Source organism: Methylibium sp. (assembly GCF_965279545.1).
Taxonomy (GTDB): domain Bacteria; phylum Pseudomonadota; class Gammaproteobacteria; order Burkholderiales; family Burkholderiaceae_C; genus Methylibium.
The window spans coordinates 4,088,374-4,111,793 of the sequence record NZ_OZ257250.1 but is presented as its reverse complement, the minus strand read 5'-3'; the positions used below and the strand labels follow the sequence as shown (position 1 = coordinate 4,111,793).

Below are 23,420 nucleotides of genomic sequence, written 5' to 3'. Positions count from 1 at the left end.
GGGTCACCAGAGAGTCCAGAAATGCGCGGGCCGCCCTGCGAGCGGCGCCTCGCTGAGGCGCGTGAGGGTCACCGAAGCGTTGACGTAGGCATGCACCAGCGTCTCGCCGTCGACGAAGATTCCGCCGTGGCTGTAGGTGCGCCCGAACTTGAAGGTAGCGATGTCGCCGACCTGGGGCGCCACGCCCTCCGGCAGCCGGCGCGCGCCGTGCTGCTCGAGCAGCTGCTCATACAGTTCTTCGCTGCGGTGCAGGTGCCAGTCCCGCGGGTAGTTGCCGAGATCGATGTGCCCGACGCGGCCCACGGCCTCGAACACCGCGCAGAGGATCTGCGCGCAGTCGCTGCCCACGCCCTTGATGCGCGCGTGGTGGTGGTAGGGCGTGCCGAGCCACGACAGCACCTCGGTGGCCACCGCCGCGCGCTGCGCCTGCTCGGTGCTCACAGCACGGTCTCCGGCACGGGGATGTAGGGGTGACCGCGGAAGATGGTGATGCCGCGGGCGAACTTGTTGATGCAGGTGCTGCGCGTCTTGTCGCAGCCCGGCACGATGGAGAACGCATGGCCGTTCGCGACCGCGAACGGAAACGGGTTGAGCACGGTGAGGGTTCCCGAGACGTGGCGCTTGACCGTGCGCGAGATCCCGACGTTCGGGCCGCTCGTGAACTTGACGACGCCGAGGTCGAAATAGCCGTTCGCCTGGCCGAGCGCATGCGGGAACGAGGTGCGCGTTGCATCGCTGGCGCCGGTAGCACTGCCGGTGACGGTGAAGCTGGCGCGGTTGACGCCACAGGCGGAGTCGTACAGCGTGTTGAGGCAGCCGGGCTGGTAGACCTCGCGCGGCACCATCACGTCGAGCAGCTCGTTGGAGCTCTTGATGGTGAGGCGCGCCTCCGCGCGGTCGGCGGTGGTCTCGGCCACGCGGCCGGTGAACCACAGCAGCACGCCGGTGATTGCCGCGTCGTTGTCGCCCATGTAAGCGCGGTCGACCTGCAGGCGGGCATTGCGCAGGCCGCCCTTGGCGATGTACTGCAGGATCGGCGTGCCGTTGACCAGCACGGTGTCGTCGGCCACCACCTTGACATCGAGCGTGTCCACGCTGACGCCGATGGCCGAGCGAGTGCGGCTGCGCTCGACCCCCGGGCCGAGAACCCAGGTGTTGCCGTTGACCGTGACCGGCACGTCCATGGCCGACCAGCGGTACACGCTGGCGTCGGCCAGCGTGACGGTGTAGAGGTCGAACACGGTGAGCGCGGTGCGCGAGTTCAGCAGCGCCGCCAGCGCGCCGGCCGACGATTCCCAGAGCGGAGTTCTCATGACTGTGCAGGCGCCTGCTACGGTTTACGGGTGATCAGCTCGACGGTCTTCGCCTCCCAGAGGTTGAAGAGGAACTGAGAGAACTCGGTGCTGTCCTGCTTGAAGCGCACGCGCCAGTAGTAGCTGCCGGTCCAGGTGAGCGCGGCGCCGTTCGCGGGCGCGCTGCTGAACGTGACCAGGCCGCTGGCGCTGACGGTGTAGCCCGACACCTGCAGCGTGCCGTTGACGTAGATCTGCGGCGCGGCCACCAGGTCATAGACCGGCTGCACGAAGCCGCCGCGCGAGCGCACCAACTGGAAGGCGGTAGCGCTGCCGGTGCCGGTGCCGAAGCTGTGCGCGGTGACGGCGTTGTCGTCCGGGTCCGGGTACAGGAAGCTATCGAAAGCGCCGTTGCGCAGGTTGAAGAAGGATTCGAGCGAGAGCAGCTCGTTGAAGCCGTCCTTCTCGCGCAGGACCTCGTAGCTGAGCTTGTAGAGATAGCGCGGCGTGACCATGTTGCGGGTGCTGAACTCGCGCCCGCTCGGCGTGGAGCGCAGCGTGGTCCTCCACAGCGGCGCGCGCACGCCGCCCCACTTGAGGCCGATGAAGGTGGGGAAGACAGCCTGGCTCATGGTCGGTAGTAGCGATGGTCAGAACGCGAAGTCGCGGCGCGCGCCCTTGAGCACGGCGAGCAGCTCCTTGCGCGAGGCGATGAAAAACTCGCCCGCCGACACGCCACGCAGCTCGACCGGCGCGCCGCCGGAGGAGCGGCCCGCGGCCATGTCGCGCACGGCATCGGCCTGCTCTTGCGGCAGGACCATCTCGCGCTCGTGCAGCTGCGTCAGCGGGTTGATGCCGGCCGGGATGTCGTAACCGCGCTCGGCCGCCGGGATGGCGGCCATGAAGCTCAGCGCGCCGGCATAGGCCGCTGCCGCCGCACCAGGCGCCAGCGCCGGGCCGACGAATGGAATGGCTGCGGTGGCCGCGAAGGCGGCCGAGCCGGCCACCGCAGCGTTCGCTCCGATCTGCGAGGCGGCCGTGATCTTGCCGATCACGCGCTGCGTGATCTGCTCGATCAGCCAGCGGGCGGCCATCTGCGCGAGCGTGCCGATGATGGCGTTGCCGATGGCCGCGAACAGGCCGCGCACGGTTTCGGCGAGCGTCTTGGTGCGGTTGAGGAAGCCCTGAATGACCGAAGCGAAGCCCGACTGCATGGTGCCGAACATCGACGTCCAGTCGCGGGTCTGCTCCACCGTGCTGGCGGCGTTGATCTGCCCCAGGCGCTGGCGGTGCTGCTGCTCGATCTGTTCGATCTCGGCCTTGATGCGCGCGTACTCGACCGGGTTCAGCGTGGGGTCGACCAGCGTGAGGCGTTCCTCGGCCGCCTGCGCGGCGATCTGGTAGCGGCTGGCCTCGAACTGGCGCTCGAGCTGCAGCATCTGCTGCTTGTTGATGACGCCTATGTCGAGCTGCAGCTGCGCGTGCTGACGTGCCAGCTCGATGGCCGAGTCGGCGGCCAGCTGCAGCTCGGCGAGCTCGGCCTCGCGCAGTTGCCGGCGCTGCTCGCGCGCGGCGCGGTCGATCTCCTGGACCTTGCGTTGCGCGTCTTCGGCCTGCTTGCTCTCGTCGCCGAAGCGCTGGCGCACGAGCGCGAGCTCGCGCTGGGCCAGCTCGCTGCGGGCGGCGAAGTTCTGTTCGGCCGCATCCTGCTCGCGCTTGAGCGAGGCGAGGCGCTGCTCGAAGGCCTCTTTCTGGATCGCGAGCGTGGCCTGGGTGATCTTGCCCTGGATCGCATAGGCGTCCTGCGAGCCTTTGAGCACCAGCGCGGACTTGGCTTTCCAAAACTCCAGCTCGCGCTGTTCGCCGAACTCGTAGAACTCATCGTTGGCTGCGTTCTGCGCGGCGTGCGCCTGTTTCTGCGCATTGAGCTCGGCCTCGAAGCGGGCCATCAACGATTTCTTGGTGTTCGGGTCTTCGGCGATCGTCTTGCCGCCACCCTTGGGAGCGGCGGCGGCGGTCGGCTCGGCGAAGAGGTTGTAGAGCGCTTCGCGCGCCTTCACGCTGCTCTCGACCATGCTGGCGCCGGCGTCCTTCCAGCGCTGGGCGATGCGGTCCGGCCAGCTCATCATGGTCTCGGCAGCGCCCTTGAAATCGCCCTGCACGAGTCGAAACAGCGCGGTGCCCAGCGACTTCAGCGGCTCGGCCACGCTGTAGATCATCGAGTCGAGGATCTCCCAGACGATGTTGACGGCGTTGTACAGACCCCAGAACACGGCGACCAGGCCGCCGATCGCGCCCTTGATGATGGTGACCGCCGCCGGGCCGACCGAAGCAAAGAAGTTGCCGAGCTGCGTGAGAACCGGCATCAGCGCGTCGCCGATCGCTTTCTTGACGGCGAGGATCACGTCGTCCACATCGTTCATCGCGGCGCGGTAGGCCTTGGTGGCCTCGACGTTTTCCACGCCGACGATGAGCCCCAGCTCCTGCTGTTTCTTCGCGGCCTCGGCGAGCACATCGTTGTTGAGCTTGAGCAGGGCCGTGGTGTCGGCCGCACCCTTGCCGAAGAATTTCTGCGCGGCGATCGTTCGATCGGTGCCTTCCTTGTAGCTGTTGATGATGGTCAGCGAATCGACCATCAAATCCTTCATGCCGCGCAGGTTGCCGCTGGCGTCGCGCGTCTGCAGGCCCATGGCGCGCAGGCCGTCTTCGTTCGTGCGCAGCTCCTTGGCCAGCTTGGTGGCGGCGCCGGTGAAGGTCTCGGCGTCGCTGTAGATGTCGCCGAGCGCGACGTTGAGCGTGGAGGCCTCGGTGGCGTTGATGCCGAGCGCTTTCGAGAGCTTGGTGGCTTCGAGGGTGAAATCCTTGCTGGCCTCGACCGAGGCCTTGAAGATGGCCCCGCCCGCCAGCACGGTGCTGACGACGCCCAGCATGCCCATCACCTTGCCGAACGGCGACGACATGCCCGAGAACAGGCCGGTGATCTGCCCATCGGTCTGCTTGAGCGCGGCCTGTACGCGCTTCATCCCCTCCGCGAAGGGCCCGTCGTCGGCGGTGACGGTGTAGTTGATGTCCTTGTTGGTCATGATGGGTCCTTGGGTTCAGGCGCCTGCACCGGCGGCTCCAACATGCGGGCCGGTGGGCGGAATACATGGCCGCCAGGCAGGCCGCTGGCGGCTGCCAGGGCGGCCTTGCTGGGCAGCTCCGTGCTGGCGGGGGCCTGGTGGGTCTGCTCGGCCTTGATGCCAAGGTAGCGGGCGACGCTCACGTGCACCGGCGGATTGCCCCGCCAGTACCTCGTGAGCGCCTTCAGCTCGACAAGGGTGACGTGCTCGCGGCAGTGCTCGAAGGTCCATCCGAGGCTGGTGACGAGGTGGGCATAGACGGCGCCCCAGTCCCACTCGCCGTCGCCACCGCGTTTCCCTCGTCGGCCTCCGCCGTGAAGCCCGACGCACCGAGCACCGAGTTGAAGATCTGGTACATGGCGCCGAGGTCGATGCCCTCGCGCACGGCCTCGCGCGTGATGTCCGGATAGTTGCGCTTGAGACCGCGCGTGAGCAGGTCGATCACCAGGCCGACATCGGGCCGGGCACCGGCGCTGGCCAGCCGGTCCTGAAAGTCTTCGATGGCCCCGAGCGTGAGCGGCGGCACGATGTGCGGCGTGCCGTCGAGCAGGATCTCGACGCCCGCATAGCGCGGCCCGCTCACTCCGTGGTGCTCCAGGTGCCGAGGTTGCCGGCCACGTCGGCGAAGAACTCGCCGCCGAACTCGGGAATGGTGAAGTCGTCGTTCTTGAAACCGAACTTCATGCCGTCGGTGATGGCGCGGTTGAACGTGAAGATCATGCTGCCGCCGGCATAGGGCACGTACAGGTCGGCGCGGAAGGTGGGCGCGTAGCCCATCGGCAGATTGGCGATGGTGCCCTTGCGCGCGACCGCGCTGGTGGCCGTGTAGCGGTAGTTGATGTAGAAGACCTTCGCGGTGTCGGCCGCGGCGAAGGTGTACTGGCCGCCGACGGTGACGGAATACTGGCCCGTGGCCGGCGCCGACGCGACGCGGGTGAGCGGCCGGCCGGTGGTGCTGTCGATCACGCCAAGATCTGCCGCGAAGACGCCGCTGGCGGGCGGCGTGACGGTGATCTGGTAGGGCGTTGCGGGCACCGCGGTGCCGACCGTGTCGTACACCGCCGAGACGAGGCCGGCGCTGCCGGCCTGGCCGAAGACGATGGTCTCCAGGTAGCCGCCATAGATGTCGGCGGCCTTGGCCTTGAAGGTGATGGAGCCCTTGCCGCGCGTGGCCTCCACCGGGAACTGCAGCTGGCCGTGCAGCTTCTTGATTTCGAACTTGGCCTCGACCTCGCAGTCTTGCAGCGTGCCGAACAGCAGCGGCGAGGGGTTGGCAATGGCCGCGCCCGCGGCATTGGTGAGAGGCGTGCCCCAAAGCAGGCCGGAACCGAACAGTCTCATGGCGATCTCCTAGGTGGTTGACGAGACGAATGCACTACGCGGCCTGGTCCAGGGCATGTGTGCGGGTGAGGTACTTGGCTGCGTAGACCTGCGCGCAGTAGCCGAACGGCGTGTCGGCCGAGGCGGCCTTCCATTCGCAGCGATCGCGGCGCAGGTTGCGCACCAGGGCGAGCAGGGGGGCGTCAACGGCGAGCAGTGCATGCGCCTGTACTCGCAGCGCGTCGGCCTGCTGCTGCCAGTCGGCGCCGCGCACGACGGCGATGACGGCGAGGCGGAAGGTGTTCTGGTCGAGATCGCCCAGGCCGGGGCGGCCACCGCCGAGCGGTTCGGTGTCTTCGTCGACCGACTCGACCAGGTAGGCGGGCGACTCCTCGCGCGTGAAGGCGTCCTGTCGGTCGCGGTACACGCGGCCCTGCACGGCGGTGACGCCGGCGAGCAGGGTCTCGACGCGCGCGGCGATCTGTTCAGGGATGGAGGCCATGGGCTACACCTTGCTGATCAGCACCTTGCTGAAGGCGCCGTCGTCGACCTGGCGCGGCGCCTCGCGCACGGTGTAGGCCGTGAACACGCCCTTCGGGCGCTCGACGGTGCCCGCCATGTCGCGCACCAGCGCCGCGGCATCGGTGCGGAACGTGAGCTCGTACTGGCGCGAGTGCGCCTGCACGCGCTGCAGGTCCATCAACTGGTCGGGCTGGTCGAGCAGGGCGAGGAACGGCGTGCCGCCGAAGGTGCACGGCACGCCGAACTCGGCGAGGAAGGCGTCGAGGTCCTCGTCGAAGGCCATGGCCGGTCAGGCCTTGACAGCGGGCTGCAGTGCGCCCTGCACCGCCTGGGCGACGCTGGCGGCCACCAGCGCGGCCAGGCCGGTGGGGGTCTGCAGTTGCTCGGCTTCGGCGCGGGCCTCGCGTTCGGCCTTGATGCCGGCGGCCCGCTTCTTGATCTGGGCTCTGTCGTCGCTGGTCGCGACCAGTGATTCCTGGCCCTTCGGCGCGTCCTCCTTGTTGAGCAGGTAGCCGCGGCCCATGCGGGCGAGCAGCAGGGCGTCGTCCTTCGGGATGTCGACCTCTTCGTTCACCTCGGCATGGCGCGAGACCTGTTCGCCCGCGATGGTGCAGGCTTCGGCGATCAGAAATTTCATGATGAGTCCTCTCGTGTTGGAAAGAAGCAGGGCCACCCGGAGGTGGCCCTGCAAAGACGGCAACTGCGAAGAAGCCGTCGGAGACAAGCGGTGCGGTGGATCAGGTGGTCAGGGCGTCCTGCATCGAGGCAAACGACACCGGGTAGCGGACGTTCACGTCGACGTCCTGCAGGGCGATGACGCGGCGGGTGCCGGCCAGCGAGCCCGCATACGGGTCGAGCATGAGGTCGAGGCCGCCCCACAGTGCGATCAGCAGGTCGGACCAGTTGCCGTACACGATGGCGGAGCACACGCCGGAGCTGGTGCCCTTGGTCAGGTTGCTGGGCACCTGGTTGCTCACGCGCGCCGGCGCACCGTTCAGCTCGCCACCCTGCCAGATTTCCTGGCCGTTGGTGCCGCTGAACTTTTGCGTGGTCTTGAGCTTGCCGCGGACCTTGGTGTTCGTGAGGTAGCCGAGCGAGCCGGCCGGCGCATTGGCGTTCGCCACTGCGCTTTCGAGCGCCACGATGTGGTCCCAGATGGGCGCCAGTCCATTGGTGCCGCCCGCCACCGAGCCGATGCCCGAGGTGTTGAGCACGCCGCGCGGCTGGTTGCTCGCGCCGGTGCCCGCGAGGGCCGCCAGGTCGATCAGCAGGGCCATCGTGCGCGCGATGTCCATGCGCACGAAGGCCTCGACGGCGATCGACGCCTGCAGCAGCAGGCGGCGGCCGTAGTCGACGTAGGCGCCGGCGGTCTTGGGCGTCAGCGCGACCTGGTCGAAAGTTTGCTGGCTCTCGGTCGGGCCGGCGTTCTCCGCCACCCAGTAGCCGGTGCTGCCGGCGGTGGCGCGCGGGATGGCGATGTTGCCTTGCAGGTCGGACAGCATGGTGGCGCCCATCTGCATCACGGACAGCTGGTTCACCAGGATGTCGATGAAGCTCGAGGCCAGCAGCTCGGTGGCCACCAGGTTGCCGCCGGCGGTGGGCGTGCCGACCACGAGATCCCGCTGGCCGACACGGCCCGAGGACATCATGCGCTGCATGAGCATGCGGGTCACCTGCTCGGCGTCGCCGGCGCGCATGTCGAGCGGGCTGGTGAGCACGTCGACCGGGATGGTGAAGGCGCCTGCACGGTCGGCGCGCACGTCTTCGCGCTTGTCGGCCGCGGCGCGGGCGCACTCCATCTCGAAGCCGCAGGTCTTGCGCACGGCTTCATCGCCAGGGTACAGCGTGGCGAGAATGAGGTTCGTGAAGCGGAACTGCTGCACTTCCTTGCGCGACAGGCCGATCTCGCCGGGCTCGGCCAGCTTGAGCGCGCCGCTCTTCTCGAGCGTGGTGAACACGCTCTCGCGGAAGGTGTCATAGCTGGCACCGGCCTCGACGGCCTCGGCGGCCTCTTTGCGCTTGCCGAACTTCTCGCCGAGCGCGGTGATCTCGCGCATGCGCTGGCGTTCCTGGGCGGTGGCCGATTCGGAAACGCGCTTCGCCTCGGCGGCGGCCTTCTTCTCTTCGATCTTCACTTCGTCGTCGTCCATGGTTCTCTCCTTGGGGGTGGTGACAGTTTTCGGGGGGGTCTTGGCTCGGTCGATCAGGCTGCGGATCAGGCGGTCGCTGTCGTCGTCGCGCCCGACGCCGACCGTGGCGTCTGCGGGCACTGCGACGATCGATCCCTCGTGCGGCTCCCAGTCGGTGACCAGGTACTCGTCGCCGCTGTCGCTCTCCTTGGAGAGCTTCATCTCGTGGATCTGGTATCCGATCGAGACGAGGCTTCGAATGCCGTCGATCACGTCCTGGAAGATTTCCTCGGCGCGCGCGCTCTTGCCGAAGCGCGCGATGCACCGCAACCTGCGGTCATCGCCGATCCACACCCTCTCGATAACGCCCACCTGATCGCGGGTGCTGTGATCGACAAGGAGCGGGTGTCGCCCGCTGGCCAGCCTGCCAAGGCGGATAGCGGTGCGATCGTGGGAGAGCACTTCCCGACCCCACCAGCGGTCGTAAGGCTCTTCAGAACTGAGGCACAGCTCGACAGTGCGTGCCTCCACATTGATGGCCTCGCGCGTCAGCGTGGCCGACCGCTGAAACGTGCTCCCAGCAGCATCGCGCGTCAGCAGCGAAAGCTCTTCGTCATTCATCGACGGACTCCTTCTTGTCGTCAGAAGCGGAACCGCCCGCGGGTGAGGCGGGCGGTGCGGGTTTGGGCTGCATCTCGGCGAGCAGCTTTCGGATCTTCTTGGTGCGCTCCAGGTCCTTCTCCAGCTGGCGCCAGACGGTCTCCGGGTCTCGGCCGCGCTCGCGCATCACGTCGCTCGGACTGGTCAGCGTGTTCTTGAGCTCGAGCTCGATGGCCTGCATGTCCTTGTGCGGATCGACCCAGGGCCAGCGCCGGCCCTGCCACGTGGCGACGTTGTACTTGTCGTACTTGCTGACCGGCAACGGCGCGAGCTGGCCACTGACGAAAGCGCTGTCGAGCCACTCCGGGAACAGCGGCTCCAGGAAGCACTCACGGAACCACCCCTGGATGCACAGCCACTCGTCCTGCGTCTCCAGCTTGCCGCTGCGGATGGAGCTGAAGTTCACGCCCTCGAGATCGTTTGCCAACGTGTTGTAGTCGGCGCCGATGCCGCTGGCCACGCCGCGCAGCATGGCCTTCACGAAGGCATCGAAGTTCTGGTGCGGGTAGTCCGGATCGAATTTCTTGAAGTCGTATCCAGGCGGCAGCTTCTCGAAGGTGCCGGGCGTCGCATCTCTGACCAGCTCGACTGTGTCGTTGCCGTCGGCGTCCTGGCCCTGCAGTGCCTCGTCAGCCAGGCCGGAGGCGTCGTCGTTGGAGCCGTCGGGCGGGATGTAGAAGCCCATGTTGCTGGCGCCGACGCGCGCGGCGATCACCGCCGCCTGCTCGTAGCCGCCCAGGTCGTTGAGCCGGCGCATCGCGGTGTGAATCCACGGCACGCCGCGCAGCTGCGTCGGCTCTTCCTGGATGAAGAAGTGCCACACCTCCTCGGCCGGCACGCGGATGCGCCGACCGGCCCAGGCCGACTCCACGTCCTGCAGGAAGTGGTACGCGATGGGCTTGCCCCAGGTGTTCACCTCGACGCCCATGCGGATGCGCCGGCCGTCGGGGAAGTCGGCGCGGTAGCTCTCGTCGAGCAGCACCGGGTCGATCACCTGCAGTGCGTAGCCGAAGGCGTTGATCCCGCGATCGCGCACGCGACGCACGATGGCCTCGCCGTCGCGGGCGACGATCAGCATGAGCAGCCGCTCGAGCTGAATCAGGCTCAGGCGCCCCGTCACATCGCAGACGCCGCGCTTCGCCCATTTTGCGAACACCTTCTCGCACAGGGCCTTGTCGGTCTCGTCGATCGTTGCGCCGTCGTTGCGCAGGCACGGCACGCTGATCGAAAAGCCGTTCGGCCCGACAACGGCGTTCATGACCATGCGCATGAACTTCTTGACGTAGTCGTTGTTCTTGTAGAGCTGCCGCGAACGGCCGCGCATCCTGCGCAGCGTGCGCTCCAGATCCTCGTTCAACGACACGTGCTCGCCGCTGAAGCTGGCGGTGAGGTTGTCCACCGCCGCGGCATCGAAGCTGCGCCGCACCATGCGCGTGGCCGGGCGGCGTGCAGGCGCCTGGACGGCGCTGCGCTGCTGCTGACGCTCGGCGTTCCAGCGGGCGAGCACCGTCGAGCCGGACGGCGCTGCGCGCTCGGCGATGTGGGTGGGCTGGGCCATCAGATCCTCGAGTAGATGCGGCGGCCGACCTTCTCGGCGCGGCCGGCGAGCACGTCTTCGGCCTTGACCTGCTGTTCCCAGTAGGTGATGAGCTTGATGATGTCGGCCGTGGAGCTGAACTCCATCTCGCGCTCGCCGACCTTGTAGCGGCGCTGGGTGGGCTTCCACGCGGCAAGCGCCGCCTTGGCATCGTCGAGCGCCTTGTGCGCGAGGCTGCGGCCGTCGTATCCGGCGGCCAGCGTGCGCGGGTTGGGCTTGATGAGGATCTGGCCGCTGTCGACGGTGTAGACCTCGCCCGCCTTCTCGACCCAGGCCGACCAGGTGTGGCGATCGGCGGACCAGGTGGCGGTGGTGGCCGCGGCGGTGGCGATGCGGTAGGCGTCGCCCTCGGCGGTGGCCTGCAGGTCGATAGCGGTGCCGCCCGCTGTGGCCGGGGCGAGCCGGTACTTCAGTACCCAGCCGGCGCCGGCGGGGTACTCCGGCAGCGTGGTCAGGAAATTGAGGCTGTCGCCCGCGATGAGCTCTTGCTGCATATCAGCCGATCCTTCTTGGTGTGCGGCGAGCGGTTGCGCGACCAATGCGCTCTGCCTGGTCGCGCAGGACCTTGCGGCCGATGCGACTGGTGCCGCCGGCGGGCCAGGTGGGCACGATGATGGGTTGACTCAGCAAGCTGCCGGACGCGCTGGCCGATGCCGCGGCGTCGCCGGCGAGCAGCACGTTGCCCTGCACCGCCAGCTCGGCGCCGGCCAGCGCGGAGGCGATGGCAGCCGCCGTGAGGTTGACCGTGATCCCGAGCGCGCCCGACGCGATGACGCCCGCCAGCGCCTGCCCGGTGAGCGGCAGGCCGAGCGTGAGCACGCCACCGCCCTGCGCGCCACCGCTTGCCGCGCCGGAGAGCGTGACGGTGCCGAGCAGCGCGCCGCTGGCTTGTGCGCCGGCCAGGGCGGCGCCGGCGAGTTTGTCGGTCTTGCTCAGCGCGGCAGCGGCCGTTGCGGCGGCCACGGCGGCGCCGCTGAGTTGCACCTGCAGCGTCAGCGTGGCGGCTGCGGTGGCGCCGCCCGTGCCGGCCCCGGCGAGCGGCGTGCCGTGCGACATCTGCGCGGTGGCGAGCGCTGAAGTGAACGCGGCGCCGGCCAGGCCGATGCCGAGCAGCAGGCCGCCCGAGGCCGTGCCTGATGCGGTGGCATTGCCAGCAAGGTCGGCGCTACCGGCCAGGCCAGCGCTGGCGGTGCCACCGGCTGATGCCGCGCCGCTGAGCGGCACCGCGTGCGTGAGGCCGCCAGTCGCTACTGCGGCTGCCAGGGCTGCGGCAGTGAGCGGCACGCCGTGGCTGATGTCCCCGGTTGCCGTGGACGTGACAATCGCCGCGCCGAGCAGCGTGACGCCATGCGTGAGTGCAGCCGCTGCAGCTGCACCACCAGTGGCCGCCGCGGCGAGAGAGACGCCGTGTGTGAGAGCTGCGGCAGCGCTGGCCGATGCGGTGGCGTCGCCGGCGAGGGCGGCGCCGGCATCGAGCAGCTCGAGCAGGATCGACTGGCCGCGGAATTTGGCGCTCGCGCCCAGCGTGCACGAGGCGGAGATTGCACCGCTCGCGCCATTGAGCGCCAGCGAACCGCCGATCAGGAAGGTGTCGGAGCCGCTCTGCGTGGTCCCCTGCGCAGTCCAGCCGGACGGCTGGGCCATCGCTGTCGTGTTTCCCGACGTGTCGCGGTCGCCGGTGAAGAAGCCGAGGATGGTCTTCAGCGACCCGGTCGTGATACCGGTGTTCGGAATCGTCGGCGTGGTCGTGGGGCCCTGGTCGCTCGTTTGACCCTGGATCGTCGGCGTGCCGTTGACGCCGCCGCATGAGGTGCAGCGCGCCATGAGGAACGACGCGTTGCCGGAACTCGTGGCCGCTGCCCAGCTCGCCGGCTCGCCGCTCGCCTGCTTTTTGTAGATGCGCAGGGTGTTGTTGTCCACGCCGCCGGCCGACACGTCACTGACGTCGATCTGCGTCCACCCGAGGGATGCGAGAGTCGCCCCGCCGAAGGTCAGCGTCGACGAGGTCGTGCCGTCGAGCGAGGCCGCCAGAAACAGCCAGTCGCCGTCGACCGTACCGCTCGGCTTGGTGAGCGTGCCCGAGCCGCCCGTATAGGACAGCGGCGATACCGATGCGACGGCTGCGGCCATGCGCTACTCGGTCACTGGCAAGCAGCGTGCAGCGGCTCAGCCCACAGGTCGGTGGTGAAGTTGTATTGCCAGTCGTTGCCGCCGAGATCGGTGACCTTGAAGCCCGAGCCGGCCCACACCGTGGAGAACGGCGGCTGCAGGTGGCCGTCGTTGTCGAAGGCCCAGAGGTTCGCGATGCCCTTGTTGCCGCCGTAGCTCACGCTCGCGGTCTTCGTGGCGTCGAAGTTGCGCAGACCGTAGGACCAGCCGGTGTTGTCGGCGCGCGTGCCGCGGTTGTCGACCTTGTTGTTCCTCACCACCGAGCCCACGCCGCCGGCGATGGCGATGCCCTGGCCGTTCACGTTCTTGACGATGTTGTCGTGCACGTTGAAGTAGCCGGGCACGTTGGAGCCTGAGCCCCCGCCGCCGGCCGGGCTGTCGCCGAGCTGCATGGCCGTGCCGCTGATGCCGCCGCGGCCGTCGGGGTTGCCGCGCACGCGGTTGTAGGCGATCTCGACCATGTACTGCGCCGAGCCGCCGGAGTTGTAGAAGTTGATGTGGTCTTCGACCAGGCGCGCCTTGCCGCCGGCCATCTGGTACTGCTGCACCAGGGTGTCGTCAATGACGTTGCAGGTGATGCGGGTCGAGGCCGTGGCGTCGCGCGTCTCGGCGAACTGGATCGCCTGGAACGCCCAGCTATAGCCGCGGATGTTGTAGAACAGGTTCTTGCTGATCGTGATGGGATGGACCGCACCGCTGGCGCGGATCAGCGTCGAGGCGTCGTGCAGCACGTTGCCGGTGATCGTGGTGTTCGTGGCGCGGTTCGCGATGAGGATGCCGACGTTGTCCACGTTGTCGGCGTTCTGGCCACAGGGGCCGATCTCGCTGTTGCGGATGACCACGTCGCGCGCGCCGTTGATGACGATGCACGGGCCATCCGGATTGGTGACGTGGACGTTCTCGATGACCATGCCGTTCGTGTTCACGTAGATCTGCCCGACCACGGTCTTGCCGGCGATGCTGTCGGGCGTGGGCACGTTGAGCACGGGCGTGACGACCGGCGGCACGACCACCACCGGCGGGTCGACCACGGGCGGTGGCGTGACCTGCGCATCGCTGCTGTACCAGCACGATTTGGCGACGCCCGGCGCCGGGTCCTTGCCGCCGAACGTGGGCGTGTCGCAGTTGATGGTGGCGTTGGCACTCCTCTCGACATAGGCGCCGGCCAGCGTTGCGCTGGAGCCGTAGCGGACCTGTCGCGTGCCGGTGAAGTCGCAGTGCCAGCCCTCGGGGGCGCATTGCGTCCAGGTGGCGACCGGCACGGTGGGCACGACGACCGGTGCCGTGTACTTGACCACCACATTGCCGCCAGGCGCGCGGCAGGTGGCCGTGGAGTCCTTGCGGAGGTCGGCCTTCTTCGCGGCAGCCTCGACTGCGAGCAGGCAGTCGGCCGTGCTCTCGTGCGAGGACAGCAGCATGCCGGTGCCGGCACCGGCGCGGTACTCGACCGTCGAGTTCGTGATCGTCGCGGCGTACTGCGCATGCGCCGCGACCGAGGCAAGCGACAGCAGCACCGCGAGGGCGCGGATCAGGGGGTGCGTCATGTCAAGCCTCGCGCATCACTGCACGGTCAGCGTCAGCGCGGCGATCGCGAAACTGACGGAGTCGCCGCTGTTGATGGTCTTGCTGGTGGTCAGTGCGGCGCACACGAGCAAGTTCCCGCCGCTCGAGGCATCGATCAGAAACCAATGCGTCACGGTGCCCCAGCCGGCCGAGGGGGTGGCGAAGGTGATCGCGGCGTTGTTGCTGGTCTGGCCGCCGGTGCCCGAGCTGGCCGTGGTGCTGCCGGCGCTCTGGGTGCCGGCCCAGTTTGCGAGCGATGCCGTGACCGACACGCGCGCATAGCTGCCGCCGCTGACCTCGGTACCGACCGAGCTGTCACTGCAGGCCGCGGTGCTGAGGCCGACATAGATGGTGGTGGGTGCGGTGAAGGCCTGGCCGCGCAGCAGCAGGTCGACTACCTTGTTCTCGACGTAGTCGCTCAGCGCCTGGGCGCTGGCGAACTGGGGCACCAGCGCGACAAACGCGAGGGCCAGAACCGCGGCGGTCCTTTGAAGCTTCTTCATCAGGGACATTGCTCTCTCCTCATCGGGGCTCAGCCCCAGTTGCTGACAAAGCCGCCACGGCGCGGTGGCGCGTGGCGGCGGCGTTTCTGCGGTGGCGGTGGCACGCGCTGAAGCTCGCGCGCTTCGTCGTCGGTGTCGGTCTCGGTCTCGGTCTCGGTATCAGCGTCGACGGCCTCGGCCGGCTGTGAGTCGGCGGCAGGCTGTACGGGCGCCTGCACGGCAGTGGCGTCGAGCAGGTCGAGTTGCCGCACGGCGCCGAACAGCTTCTCGCGCTCGCGGTAGACGATCTCGGCATGCCGGCCCGACATGGCGTACAGGAAGGCTGCGTAGAGATAAACCTCGCAGTCCCACGTTTCATTGCGCGCGTCGGTGCCCTTGACCCACCACAGCTCCTTGTGGCCCTTGCTGTCGCGCCGCCACTCGCGCCGCTCTGTGCGCAGCTGCTTGTAGTAGTCGTCTTCGAAGCCGAGCGGGAAGTGGTAGTAGCCGCCGCCTGGCTTGCTCAGCCCGAGGCGCCCGTTGATCAGGTTCTTGATCGACTGCGTGCCGACGAAGCGCAACACCGCGCCGCCAGGCACTTCCTTGCCGCGGTAGGTGAACTCGACCGGCTTCGGCTTGCCGAGCATCGGCGCGGCGAAGGCCTTCGCGCCGGCGATCGCGAACCAGTGCTTGCCGTGCAGCTGGGCGTCACGGCAAAAGGCCTTCACGTCCTCGCCGTGGTGGCCGCCCATGTCGATCGCCGCGGCGTCGACGCGCATGATTTGCCCGGACTCGTGGCGTATCGGCGCCTCGAGCAGCTCGCGCAGCTTGGCCCACACCTCGGGCTGCGAGGGGTTGCCGTAGATCTCGCTGTGCCAGACGCCCCAGCTCTGCTCGCCGCGGCCGAAGGCGCGGATCACGATGGCCAGCCGGTTGTCCTGCGTGTCGACGCCGGCGGTGCACACCAGGCCACCGAGCGGGCAGCTCATCAGCGGGTAGTTCTCGGCGCGCTTCTTCAGATCTGCAGCGCCGATGCTGCTGCGGATCGTGTCGGTGTAGCACTCGCCGTCGTAGTTGTTGACGAAGGTTTTGAGCTTCTCTTCGTTGCCCTGCGCGGCCAGCCACTCACGCACGAACACCGGCCACGGACGCCAGCCGATCGGTGCGGCCAGGGCGCTGAAGCTGACCCAGCTGGCGACGCCCGGCTCGCCGACCGCGGTGGCCTCCCAGTACGCGAGGCCGGCGGCCTTGGCCCCGGGCTCGGTCATGCCCTTCGGCCGCGCGGCGTAGTTCCGCGCTTTCCACGCGTGCTCGGTGTTCAGCGTGCCGCACTCGAGGCAGACCAGGCGGACGCTGTCTGGGTCGCCATCGTTCCAGCGCAGCTCGGAGCGCTGCAGCACCTGCGGGTGGGCGCAGTCGGGGCAGCGCAGGTGCCACTTGCGCTGATCGCCGCGCCGGGTCTCGGCCTGGATGACGCTCTGGCCGTCGATGGTGGGCGTGCCGTCGCCGTAGATCTTGGCCTTGCGGCCGAAGTTCTCGGCGCGCTTGCGGATGATGTCGGTCACACGGCCCTGGCCACCGACCGAGGCGACGTACTCGTCAGGCTCCTCGAATTTGATGTACCGGACGGTCGACGACTTCATGCCGCCGACGCGATTGGCGCCAATGATCCGCATGACGCCGCCGGGGTACTTCTTGCGCAGCTTGGTGTTGTCGCTGCCTTTCTCGTCGGCCGGACGGATGCGGCGCCGCAGTGCGCGCGTGCTGACGCGCATGGGCTCGAAGCGCGCCAGCTCCCACTGCTTGCCGTCGTCGATGGTGGGGAACACGACGAGCGTGGAGCCGGCCGCGGTGCATATCCACGCGCCGACCATGTTTTCGCCGCTGACCGAGCCGCCCACCTGGTGGGGCTTTTGCCACCAGCCCTCGCGCCACGGCGAGCCGGGCGACATCGTTCGTTGGATGTCGATCAGGTAGGGCGTGCGGGTGTTGCGGTACGGCCCGGGCTCCGGCGTGTCGGGCGGCAGCACGCGGTTCGCTTCGGCCCACTCGTCGACGTAGACCTTTTCATCCGGCCGCAGGGCATCGGCGATGGCCCTGCGAACGGTGTCAATCGGGTTCATCGTCGTCGTCGGTGTCTTGCATCACGCCGCGCGTCAGGACCTGGCTCGCGAAGTCGGCCAGCGCGGCGGAGACCTCGCCGTCGATCAGCTGCTCGACGAGCAGCGGGTCGGTCTCGGCCGCGCAGGCATCCTTGATGCGCGTGCCGACGTTGCCGAGGCGATCGCGCAGCGAGCGGAACTCGGTGAAGCGCAGGCGGGCGACTTCGTCCTTGTCGACCAGGCGGCCGCGCAGCTGGTCGAGCTCGATCTGCGCGCGCTGCACGCGGATGCTCTCGGTCTCCGCGCGGCTGCGGCGATACGACAGCGTGTGCGGGTCGGTCGGCGCCGGAGCCGCGCCCGGTGCGGCAGCAGGCTCTTCGGCGGCGGCGTCATCGAGGTCGTCGTCGGGCTCGTCCAGCGGGAGCTCGGCGTCGGGTCCGGCCGAGTGCAGCAGAGACTGCTTGGCGGGGTCGGTGTGCAAGCGCCAGTCGCGGTCGGCCTGGTCGGAATCGATCTTCGGCTTGCCGGCGACATCGACCGTGACGATGCGGCCGGCGGCGACTGCCTTTTGCACAGCCGACAGCGCGCATTTGCGGTGCCGGGCGTACTCCCGAAACCCCATGAATGCCATCGCTGACCACCGTTTTCAATGACGACTGACCACCCCGAGCGACCACCAAGTGACCACCCTGTGCAGGCGCCTACAACAACACGAGTTACGGGCCTCGCATTACCCGCTTCGGGTCGTTCCCCGGGAAGGACCCGTCAACGTGCGGTCGCCCATGCCGACGCGACCGCCTCGGTCAGGTGGCGATCGAACACCGAGGCCGTGACGCTGGCCCCGGTTGACGGGATGTCGATGCGTTGCTGGTAGTGCGGCCGGTCAACAACGATGAGCACGGGCAGGACTGCACGGCCACGCCGCAGCCACGCGCCACGAGCGAGGTGCCCGCCACGCGACCAGAACATCTCGCCTGCCCGCTTCTGGTTGCGCTTGCTGCGGGCTGACTTCGTGGCCCAGGATGTTGGGTCCAAGCCGAGTCGCAACTGCGACATCACCTGCGCGGTCTGGCCTCTCGACATATTGCCGAACGAGTCCAAGCGAGCGCCGGCACCTGGCACGAGGTACTCGCTAGCCGAGATCAGGCCAGCCCGTTCGGCATAACGCTCTATGCCCTTGCGCATTCGATACCCGCCCTTGAACTCTTGCCCGAGGATGTCATCAGGCGTGCGGCTGGTCTTCGAAAGCTCCTGGTCCTTGAGCTGCACCACTGCAGTGAGATCGTCGCGAGTCGCAGGCTTGAGGAACAGCGACCGCAATGTGTATGACGTGGGCCTGTCGAAGACGCCACGCATCTCGCCATACAGCGCGGCCTGAACGTCCTTGCCGGTCTTCGTGAGTGCAACCGCCGTGGCGAAGCGCATCTGCTTCACGAAGCGAGCCGTGCTGCCGATCACCTCCTCGACATTGCTCGACACGCTGAATCGCATGGTGCACCCGGCAGAAACAACAGCGCCCGGCGATCACGAGGACCGTCGGGCGCTTGGTGGCTGCCTTGCCTTCACAACAACATGCAGCGTGCCGGAAATGTAGCGGTTTCCTCTAATCCGTAAAACTCCCCTCACCGCCGAACAGCAGCGCGCTGCAGGCGCTCCACACGCTCCCGCTCGGCCCGGCCCACCGCCGCCTTCTCGCTGAACCACCGCGCCAGCACACGGTGCGCCTCGTCGATGCGGGCGTAGATCGTGGCCTCGGCACAGCACAGGCGTGCGGCCTTGCGCCGCATGGTGCCGCTCGCCACATAGACCGATTCGACCGACGCCCGCAGCCGGCCGTCTAGGGCGAGCACCGCTACATCGGTCTCGGCCGCCTCATGGTCGATGGTCGGGACCTTGGCCTGTGCGTCGAAGCCCTCACCATCCACACGATCTTCCATCACGACCGATGCGAACCCCAGGCCACCACTGGTGCAGCCGATCTTCCAGCGCGCCCAATTGAGCAACCGGCGCTCGATGTCAGGCAGTCTTGCCACCGGCGGCCTCCTTCTCGTCGGACCACACGAGCCGGCCGTCGGTTGCCGCGAGACGCCGGCCGCTCTTGGTGCTACCGAACTCGCGGAACACACCGTCAGGCCCGATCTCCGCCATGTAGAAGCCGCCACGGCCGACCTTGCCTTTCAGCACGACCCTGTCGGCCGCTTCCTTGCCGATCTGAGACCGAAGCCAATCGACGACTTCCGCTGTTCCTGGCATCACTTCCCTCAATGACCCTTGCTGCTGCTTCACCGTCCTACCTCCCTTCCTTCCGTCCAACCGTCCAACCTGAAAACCGCTCTCGTGTGTGCGCGCGGGTGTGTGCGCGGGCCCACGGGGGCCCGCACGGCCGCGCCCCCGCACACGCCCACACGCGAGGAAAACCGGGACGTGGTTGGACGGTTGGACGGAGCCAACAACGGCGCGGGTTTGCGGCCGTCCAACCTTCGGCGGCGAGGTTGGACGGCGGTTGGACGGCTGCGCCTAGAACTCATGCAGCACCTCCGCTTGTCCGTCGCCCGCAGCGCCGTCGGGCGCTGCCTGGGCCTTGTTCTCCGCGGCCTTCGGGCGGTAGTAGCGCCACACCCGTGCGCCGGTGCTGTCGCGCTGCTTGTCCCACTTGAGGGCGTGCATCGCGGTGCCTACGCGCGTGGCCATCTGCCGGCCGCCGTCGATGCGATCGATCGGCACGTTGAGCGCCTTGACGAGCAGCTCGTAGCTGGTGAAGCACTTGACGTCCCGCACCATGTCGCCGCTGTCGCCGTAGGGCGCCTTCGAGTCCAGCCAGGTGGCGAGCTTCTCGAACCACGGGTCGACGATCTGGCGCTTCTCCTGCTCCGGAGCAAGCCAGGTGTCGGCCTCTTCGCGCGTGGGCCAGTAGCGGCGCACCTCCTGGTCACTGGACTTCAGCCGGTGCATCGCCTCGGCATAGAGCATGTCGCGCCACTCCGCCAGCTTCGCGAGATCGATCTCGCCGTTGCAGGCGACCGGCCAGAACCGGCGTGCTCCGGTCGGGTCCTTGAAATACTCGCTGGCGTTGGTCGAGCCGGCGAACACACCGCTGCGCCGGCGATCGGTGGGACGGCGCGCGAAGGGCTCGCGCACGCGGTCGACCCGCGAGCTCACGTACTGCTTCACGGCCGTTACCTCGGCCTTGCTGAACGACTCCAGCTCGCCGATCTCGTAGAGCCAGATCCCGGCCAGGGACAGCATCGCGTCCTTCTCGCCCACGCGGATCGGCGTGTCGGCGAACCATTCGTCGTTGCCGACCAGGATGCGCAGTGCGGTGCTTTTCTGCTTGCCCTGCAGGCCCTCGAGCACGACCATGTAGTCCATCTGGCAGCCGGGGTCGAGCACCCGCCTCACCATGCCCATGAGGAACCACGGGCCCACCAGGCGCGTGTATTCGTTGTCGTCGGCACCAAGGCACTCATGCAGCCAGAACGGCATCCGCTCGACCTCATCCCAGGGCTTGAGGCCGTGCAAGTACTTGTGCACCGGGTGGTAGCGGTTGTGGAACGCCGCCATAGCCACGCCGGCAACGATGGTCCCCTCGCCCTTGATGACGAGGCGTTCCTGCTTCGCGAGGTAGAAGCCGAGCAGGTAGTCGTCGTTCGTGGTCCATTCGCCCGGCGTGCTGTCCCACGGCGGGGGCTTGAGCTTCATCACGCGGTGGGAGAACTCGTCATAGCCCACCACGGCCTTGAGCGTCGGGTGGTTGATCAGGCACAGGTAGACGTTCTCGCGGCAGTCCTTCTTGCCACCGTTGCTGCGCAACAAGTCGTCGCGCCAGTCGGACCTATCCGCCGGAGCACTACCTTCCCCGGCGGAGCCATCGGTAGGGGTAGATCCACCTCCGTCGGATGAGCCAGCGGGCGCGGCGTCGGGCGTGTCGGCGCCCTCATCCGACTGCACGCGCGTCGACGCGCGACTGCGTGTGCGCGGGCTGCCATACACCTCGTGCCACTCGGGCGGCGGTCGCCATCGGTTGCCCCGGCGGGCGGTCTTGAATACCACCATCGCGCCGTCAGCATCGGTGCCCGGGAAGCTGCGCCAGTGGGCCAAGGCCTTGTCCTGGCCGCAGTAGCGATCGCCGCCCTTGCTCGACCAGTAGTCCCACATTCCGAACGCACCGTCTCCCAGCGCGCTGCGCAGGGCCATGCCGATGCCGATCCATTCGTCATATGACACGCCGCCCGAGTCGAGCACCGACAGCGCCTGCTCCAGCCAGGTGGTGGTCTGATCGACCGGCAACGCCGACGGCGTGTGGCCGCTGCCCGAGGCCTTGCGCTTCTCGGCCGCCGCGCGCTGCTTGCTCGTGTCGACCAGGCGCTTCAGGCGCTCGAGCGTCTCGGGGCTGATCGGGTTGACCGTGTCTGCCGCGCCGGGCCATGCGCGGCCCGTGCAGGTGAAGAACTGGCGGCCGGTGAACACCTCCACGCCGACACGGTTGTCCTTGAACGTCTTCTCGATCGTGCCGGTGCCGATGATGTGCACGCCGCGCCCCGACGGGCTGAACTCGGTGTAGCTGGCGCACGATTCGATGATGGACTGGCAGCGTTCGGAGATCTCGCCGCTCCCCGGGTCGATCGCGCCATCGATGTCGACACCGATCAGGCCATCCCCAGGCAGGAAGGCAAAGCCGACGCCGTCATACCGCCCTGCCCTCAGCTGCGACATGGCGACGTTCAACGAGACCAGGTCCTCGCGGTCCTGGACCGACCCCTGATCGCCGCGCCGGCGCCGGCCGCTGGCGTAGTACGGCACCTTGCGCGGCTTCTCGGGCCGCTTGGCGTCAGGCTCGAACCGCCACAGCAACCACTGCTTGAGCTCGCGCATAAGCGCGGGCATCGATTCCAGGCGCCTGCACAGATCGTCGATGTCAGAGGCCAAGCCGCCTCCCCCTCACGCGCCGACGAGTCTGCCGGCGCGCGTCTCCTCGTGCGCGCATCGCGAATGTCTCGGTGTTGTGGTCGGTCAGCGCAGGGCGATCCAGCTGCGCATCACGGCGTTGAGTTCGGGCCCCGTTGACCGGGCCTGTGAGTGCGCTGGCACATAGCGGTTCGCCGGCCGCCCGCGGCCGGATGCGGCGACCGTGCCGGACACCATCAACTCGCCGGCACGGGCCATGTTCTCGACCGTGCGGCGAGCAACGTCGAAACCGACGCAGGCGCGCTGGGCCAGTTCGCGCCACGTGCAGCCCTCTGCGTGCTCGCGCGCCACCTGCCACGCCGCATCGCCCAGCGCGCGGCGGATCTCGCCGCGGGGCCTCATGCCTGCCTCCGCTGGCGGTGCTCGGCCTGCATCTCCTCCAGGATGGTCAGCTTGCTCTGCTGCGCCACCCACTGGCTGATGACGGTGTTGCCGAGCACGCGCTCCACCGTGGCGATGTGCTTGGCCGGCAGCTCGCGGCGCTGGTCGTGCACGCTGAAATAGTCGGACACGTGCGACGGGTACAGGCCAGCGTGCTCGGCCAGCGTGCGCTGCGTCATGTTGCGGATGGCGCGCAGCTTCCAGGCCAGCCTGCAGGCCTGGCGGTAGGACCTGATTTTCATGACGACCTCCGGCGGCACGACAAGGCGCTGAGCCCGCACCAGGCCGCCGAGCAGCGGGAGGTCGAGCGTGTAGGGATCAAAGAATTTCATCGGCATCCACCTTGAAATACCAGTTCGCGACGAGAGACAAATGCGGCATGCGCAACGCCTCTTTCGACCCCCGCGAACCGACGAATGGGTGGGCGCTCCGCCTGGGCTACGCTGCGGTCTCTGACCACCACACCGCAACCCAGAGGAGCGCCCATGGAAATGCCAAGCGTGGTGACCACGCTGCGAGATGCCGCGGCCGACGTGACGTACAACGTCCGCGCGTATCGGAAGCTCTCGCGCCAGGAGTTGCTGCAGTCGGTCGGGCTCTTCCTCGGGCAGAGGAAGCGCAAGAAGCTCAAGCGCGGGACCGTCATCACGATCATCACGGTCATTGGCGCGTCGGACTGAGCAGCTCAGCCAGGCCGCGAGCCTGCTGCACAGACAGCGAGACGTGGCCACTGCGGCCGAACACGGTGAGCTCTACGCCCGTCGCCGTTGCAGCGACGGCAAAGAGCATTGCCCGCTGCAAACGAACGGCGGCCCGCTTCTTGGCGCGTCGGCGGTTCATCTCAGGCCACCTCCGCGCTTGCCGGGGCCGGCTGCCCACCCGCCGCAACGGCCGCATAGAAGCTGGCCAGTTCCAGGCCGTAGAAGCGCGCCAGGGCATTCGCCCTTCCGGCCGACCGCGGCATCTGCCCGCGTTCGATACGCGATACCGTGGTCAGATCGACTCCGGTGGCGGCCTGAACGTCCTGCAAGCGCTGGTTGCGCTCTTTGCGAATATCGGCGAGGGTTCTCATCGACCGCATTATTTGCATGGTACGCAAAACTGTCAACCAAGCAA

The 23,420-nt window shown here is 68.1% G+C and carries 27 protein-coding genes; 1 reads left to right on the top strand and 26 read right to left on the bottom strand.

What is annotated here, in order from left to right; translation table 11 throughout:
* Window positions 1-3: 3 nt before the first annotated feature.
* The 24 genes from ACQY9S_RS19380 to ACQY9S_RS19265 all read right to left on the bottom strand — a co-directional run bounded on the left by ACQY9S_RS19380 (window position 4) and on the right by ACQY9S_RS19265 (window position 22,636).
* Window positions 4-441, bottom strand: a complete 438-nt coding sequence (locus ACQY9S_RS19380; protein WP_428421976.1) for a hypothetical protein — start codon at window positions 439-441, stop codon at window positions 4-6.
* On the bottom strand, window positions 438-1,313 hold the full coding sequence (locus ACQY9S_RS19375; RefSeq protein WP_428421974.1) for a DUF2163 domain-containing protein: 876 nt from the start codon (window positions 1,311-1,313) through the stop codon (window positions 438-440). The genes ACQY9S_RS19380 and ACQY9S_RS19375 overlap by 4 nt, the downstream gene beginning before the upstream one ends.
* A gap of 17 nt (window positions 1,314-1,330) precedes the next feature.
* Complete coding sequence (locus tag ACQY9S_RS19370; protein ID WP_428421972.1) at window positions 1,331-1,924, bottom strand: DUF2460 domain-containing protein; 594 nt, start codon at window positions 1,922-1,924, stop codon at window positions 1,331-1,333.
* An 18-nt stretch (window positions 1,925-1,942) separates the two neighbouring features.
* Window positions 1,943-4,375, bottom strand: a complete 2,433-nt coding sequence (locus ACQY9S_RS19365) for a hypothetical protein (RefSeq protein ID WP_428421970.1) — start codon at window positions 4,373-4,375, stop codon at window positions 1,943-1,945.
* Entirely contained in the window at window positions 4,372-4,557 is a 186-nt protein-coding gene (locus ACQY9S_RS19360; protein ID WP_428421968.1) for a hypothetical protein, read from the bottom strand. The genes ACQY9S_RS19365 and ACQY9S_RS19360 overlap by 4 nt, the downstream gene beginning before the upstream one ends.
* Window positions 4,558-4,598: 41 nt before the next feature.
* Window positions 4,599-4,997 carry a hypothetical protein gene (locus ACQY9S_RS19355; protein WP_428421967.1) on the bottom strand — a complete coding sequence of 133 codons (399 nt, stop codon included), beginning with the start codon at window positions 4,995-4,997 and terminating at the stop codon, window positions 4,599-4,601.
* On the bottom strand, window positions 4,994-5,755 hold the full coding sequence (locus ACQY9S_RS19350) for a hypothetical protein (protein ID WP_428421966.1): 762 nt from the start codon (window positions 5,753-5,755) through the stop codon (window positions 4,994-4,996). Before ACQY9S_RS19350 ends, ACQY9S_RS19355 begins: the two co-directional genes overlap by 4 nt.
* Window positions 5,756-5,789: 34 nt before the next feature.
* Window positions 5,790-6,236: a hypothetical protein gene (locus ACQY9S_RS19345; RefSeq protein ID WP_428421964.1), complete on the bottom strand. Its 447-nt coding sequence runs from the start codon at window positions 6,234-6,236 to the stop codon at window positions 5,790-5,792.
* Window positions 6,237-6,239: 3 nt separating this feature from the next.
* Window positions 6,240-6,539, bottom strand: coding sequence for a head-tail joining protein (locus ACQY9S_RS19340; RefSeq protein WP_428421962.1), 300 nt, complete (start codon window positions 6,537-6,539; stop codon window positions 6,240-6,242).
* A 6-nt stretch (window positions 6,540-6,545) separates the two neighbouring features.
* The gene (locus tag ACQY9S_RS19335) at window positions 6,546-6,893 is read right to left on the bottom strand and encodes a hypothetical protein (protein ID WP_428421960.1); all 348 of its coding nucleotides are present in this window, start codon (window positions 6,891-6,893) and stop codon (window positions 6,546-6,548) included.
* 100 nt (window positions 6,894-6,993) lie between these two features.
* Entirely contained in the window at window positions 6,994-9,006 is a 2,013-nt protein-coding gene (locus ACQY9S_RS19330; RefSeq protein ID WP_428421958.1) for a phage major capsid protein, read from the bottom strand.
* The gene (locus ACQY9S_RS19325; protein WP_428421956.1) at window positions 8,999-10,603 is read right to left on the bottom strand and encodes a phage portal protein; all 1,605 of its coding nucleotides are present in this window, start codon (window positions 10,601-10,603) and stop codon (window positions 8,999-9,001) included. The genes ACQY9S_RS19330 and ACQY9S_RS19325 overlap by 8 nt, the downstream gene beginning before the upstream one ends.
* Window positions 10,603-11,136: a hypothetical protein gene (locus tag ACQY9S_RS19320; RefSeq protein WP_428421954.1), complete on the bottom strand. Its 534-nt coding sequence runs from the start codon at window positions 11,134-11,136 to the stop codon at window positions 10,603-10,605. The genes ACQY9S_RS19325 and ACQY9S_RS19320 overlap by 1 nt, the downstream gene beginning before the upstream one ends.
* Window position 11,137: 1 nt before the next feature.
* Window positions 11,138-12,772, bottom strand: a complete 1,635-nt coding sequence (locus tag ACQY9S_RS19315) for a hypothetical protein (RefSeq protein ID WP_428421952.1) — start codon at window positions 12,770-12,772, stop codon at window positions 11,138-11,140.
* A gap of 11 nt (window positions 12,773-12,783) precedes the next feature.
* Window positions 12,784-14,355 (bottom strand): right-handed parallel beta-helix repeat-containing protein, encoded by a 1,572-nt coding sequence (locus ACQY9S_RS19310; protein ID WP_428421950.1) that lies wholly within the window; start codon window positions 14,353-14,355, stop codon window positions 12,784-12,786.
* A 15-nt stretch (window positions 14,356-14,370) separates the two neighbouring features.
* On the bottom strand, window positions 14,371-14,886 hold the full coding sequence (locus tag ACQY9S_RS19305; protein WP_428421948.1) for a phage tail fiber protein: 516 nt from the start codon (window positions 14,884-14,886) through the stop codon (window positions 14,371-14,373).
* A gap of 20 nt (window positions 14,887-14,906) precedes the next feature.
* A complete protein-coding gene (locus tag ACQY9S_RS19300) occupies window positions 14,907-16,979 on the bottom strand; it encodes a terminase gpA endonuclease subunit (protein ID WP_428421947.1) in 2,073 nt (690 codons plus the stop codon).
* Window positions 16,966-17,589, bottom strand: a complete 624-nt coding sequence (locus ACQY9S_RS19295) for a hypothetical protein (protein WP_428421946.1) — start codon at window positions 17,587-17,589, stop codon at window positions 16,966-16,968. Before ACQY9S_RS19295 ends, ACQY9S_RS19300 begins: the two co-directional genes overlap by 14 nt.
* Before the next feature lie 134 nt (window positions 17,590-17,723).
* Window positions 17,724-18,449 (bottom strand): hypothetical protein, encoded by a 726-nt coding sequence (locus ACQY9S_RS19290; protein WP_428421944.1) that lies wholly within the window; start codon window positions 18,447-18,449, stop codon window positions 17,724-17,726.
* A gap of 131 nt (window positions 18,450-18,580) precedes the next feature.
* Window positions 18,581-18,991, bottom strand: coding sequence for a hypothetical protein (locus ACQY9S_RS19285; RefSeq protein WP_428421943.1), 411 nt, complete (start codon window positions 18,989-18,991; stop codon window positions 18,581-18,583).
* Window positions 18,975-19,244, bottom strand: a complete 270-nt coding sequence (locus ACQY9S_RS19280) for a hypothetical protein (RefSeq protein WP_428421942.1) — start codon at window positions 19,242-19,244, stop codon at window positions 18,975-18,977. The genes ACQY9S_RS19285 and ACQY9S_RS19280 overlap by 17 nt, the downstream gene beginning before the upstream one ends.
* 231 nt (window positions 19,245-19,475) lie before the next feature.
* The gene (locus tag ACQY9S_RS19275) at window positions 19,476-21,884 is read right to left on the bottom strand and encodes a VapE domain-containing protein (protein ID WP_428421940.1); all 2,409 of its coding nucleotides are present in this window, start codon (window positions 21,882-21,884) and stop codon (window positions 19,476-19,478) included.
* Window positions 21,885-21,968: 84 nt separating this feature from the next.
* Complete coding sequence (locus ACQY9S_RS19270) at window positions 21,969-22,265, bottom strand: hypothetical protein (protein WP_428421939.1); 297 nt, start codon at window positions 22,263-22,265, stop codon at window positions 21,969-21,971.
* On the bottom strand, window positions 22,262-22,636 hold the full coding sequence (locus tag ACQY9S_RS19265) for a helix-turn-helix domain-containing protein (protein ID WP_428421937.1): 375 nt from the start codon (window positions 22,634-22,636) through the stop codon (window positions 22,262-22,264). Before ACQY9S_RS19265 ends, ACQY9S_RS19270 begins: the two co-directional genes overlap by 4 nt.
* 153 nt (window positions 22,637-22,789) lie before the next feature.
* Here ACQY9S_RS19265 and ACQY9S_RS19260 point away from each other — a divergent pair, with 153 nt between their 5' ends.
* Window positions 22,790-22,984: a hypothetical protein gene (locus ACQY9S_RS19260; RefSeq protein WP_428421935.1), complete on the top strand. Its 195-nt coding sequence runs from the start codon at window positions 22,790-22,792 to the stop codon at window positions 22,982-22,984.
* On the opposite strand, the gene ACQY9S_RS19255 is transcribed toward ACQY9S_RS19260, so the two are convergent.
* Window positions 22,965-23,144: a hypothetical protein gene (locus ACQY9S_RS19255; protein WP_428421933.1), complete on the bottom strand. Its 180-nt coding sequence runs from the start codon at window positions 23,142-23,144 to the stop codon at window positions 22,965-22,967. The two genes, ACQY9S_RS19260 and ACQY9S_RS19255, sit on opposite strands and share 20 nt — an antisense overlap.
* Window position 23,145: 1 nt before the next feature.
* Window positions 23,146-23,376, bottom strand: a complete 231-nt coding sequence (locus ACQY9S_RS19250; protein ID WP_428421931.1) for a helix-turn-helix domain-containing protein — start codon at window positions 23,374-23,376, stop codon at window positions 23,146-23,148.
* Window positions 23,377-23,420: the final 44 nt, after the last annotated feature.

Coding starts and splice junctions, on each gene's coding strand:
- ACQY9S_RS19375 (WP_428421974.1), bottom strand. CDS start 1,313: ATGAGAACTCCGCTCTGGGAATCGTCGGCCGGCGCGCTGGCGGCGCTG.
- ACQY9S_RS19370 (WP_428421972.1), bottom strand. CDS start 1,924: ATGAGCCAGGCTGTCTTCCCCACCTTCATCGGCCTCAAGTGGGGCGGC.
- ACQY9S_RS19365 (WP_428421970.1), bottom strand. CDS start 4,375: ATGACCAACAAGGACATCAACTACACCGTCACCGCCGACGACGGGCCC.
- ACQY9S_RS19350 (WP_428421966.1), bottom strand. CDS start 5,755: ATGAGACTGTTCGGTTCCGGCCTGCTTTGGGGCACGCCTCTCACCAAT.
- ACQY9S_RS19345 (WP_428421964.1), bottom strand. CDS start 6,236: ATGGCCTCCATCCCTGAACAGATCGCCGCGCGCGTCGAGACCCTGCTC.
- ACQY9S_RS19340 (WP_428421962.1), bottom strand. CDS start 6,539: ATGGCCTTCGACGAGGACCTCGACGCCTTCCTCGCCGAGTTCGGCGTG.
- ACQY9S_RS19335 (WP_428421960.1), bottom strand. CDS start 6,893: ATGAAATTTCTGATCGCCGAAGCCTGCACCATCGCGGGCGAACAGGTC.
- ACQY9S_RS19330 (WP_428421958.1), bottom strand. CDS start 9,006: ATGAATGACGAAGAGCTTTCGCTGCTGACGCGCGATGCTGCTGGGAGC.
- ACQY9S_RS19325 (WP_428421956.1), bottom strand. CDS start 10,603: ATGGCCCAGCCCACCCACATCGCCGAGCGCGCAGCGCCGTCCGGCTCG.
- ACQY9S_RS19320 (WP_428421954.1), bottom strand. CDS start 11,136: ATGCAGCAAGAGCTCATCGCGGGCGACAGCCTCAATTTCCTGACCACG.
- ACQY9S_RS19315 (WP_428421952.1), bottom strand. CDS start 12,772: ATGGCCGCAGCCGTCGCATCGGTATCGCCGCTGTCCTATACGGGCGGC.
- ACQY9S_RS19310 (WP_428421950.1), bottom strand. CDS start 14,355: ATGACGCACCCCCTGATCCGCGCCCTCGCGGTGCTGCTGTCGCTTGCC.
- ACQY9S_RS19305 (WP_428421948.1), bottom strand. CDS start 14,886: ATGTCCCTGATGAAGAAGCTTCAAAGGACCGCCGCGGTTCTGGCCCTC.
- ACQY9S_RS19300 (WP_428421947.1), bottom strand. CDS start 16,979: ATGAACCCGATTGACACCGTTCGCAGGGCCATCGCCGATGCCCTGCGG.
- ACQY9S_RS19295 (WP_428421946.1), bottom strand. CDS start 17,589: ATGGCATTCATGGGGTTTCGGGAGTACGCCCGGCACCGCAAATGCGCG.
- ACQY9S_RS19290 (WP_428421944.1), bottom strand. CDS start 18,449: ATGCGATTCAGCGTGTCGAGCAATGTCGAGGAGGTGATCGGCAGCACG.
- ACQY9S_RS19270 (WP_428421939.1), bottom strand. CDS start 22,265: ATGAGGCCCCGCGGCGAGATCCGCCGCGCGCTGGGCGATGCGGCGTGG.
- ACQY9S_RS19265 (WP_428421937.1), bottom strand. CDS start 22,636: ATGAAATTCTTTGATCCCTACACGCTCGACCTCCCGCTGCTCGGCGGC.
- ACQY9S_RS19260 (WP_428421935.1), top strand. CDS start 22,790: ATGGAAATGCCAAGCGTGGTGACCACGCTGCGAGATGCCGCGGCCGAC.
- ACQY9S_RS19255 (WP_428421933.1), bottom strand. CDS start 23,144: ATGAACCGCCGACGCGCCAAGAAGCGGGCCGCCGTTCGTTTGCAGCGG.
- ACQY9S_RS19250 (WP_428421931.1), bottom strand. CDS start 23,376: ATGAGAACCCTCGCCGATATTCGCAAAGAGCGCAACCAGCGCTTGCAG.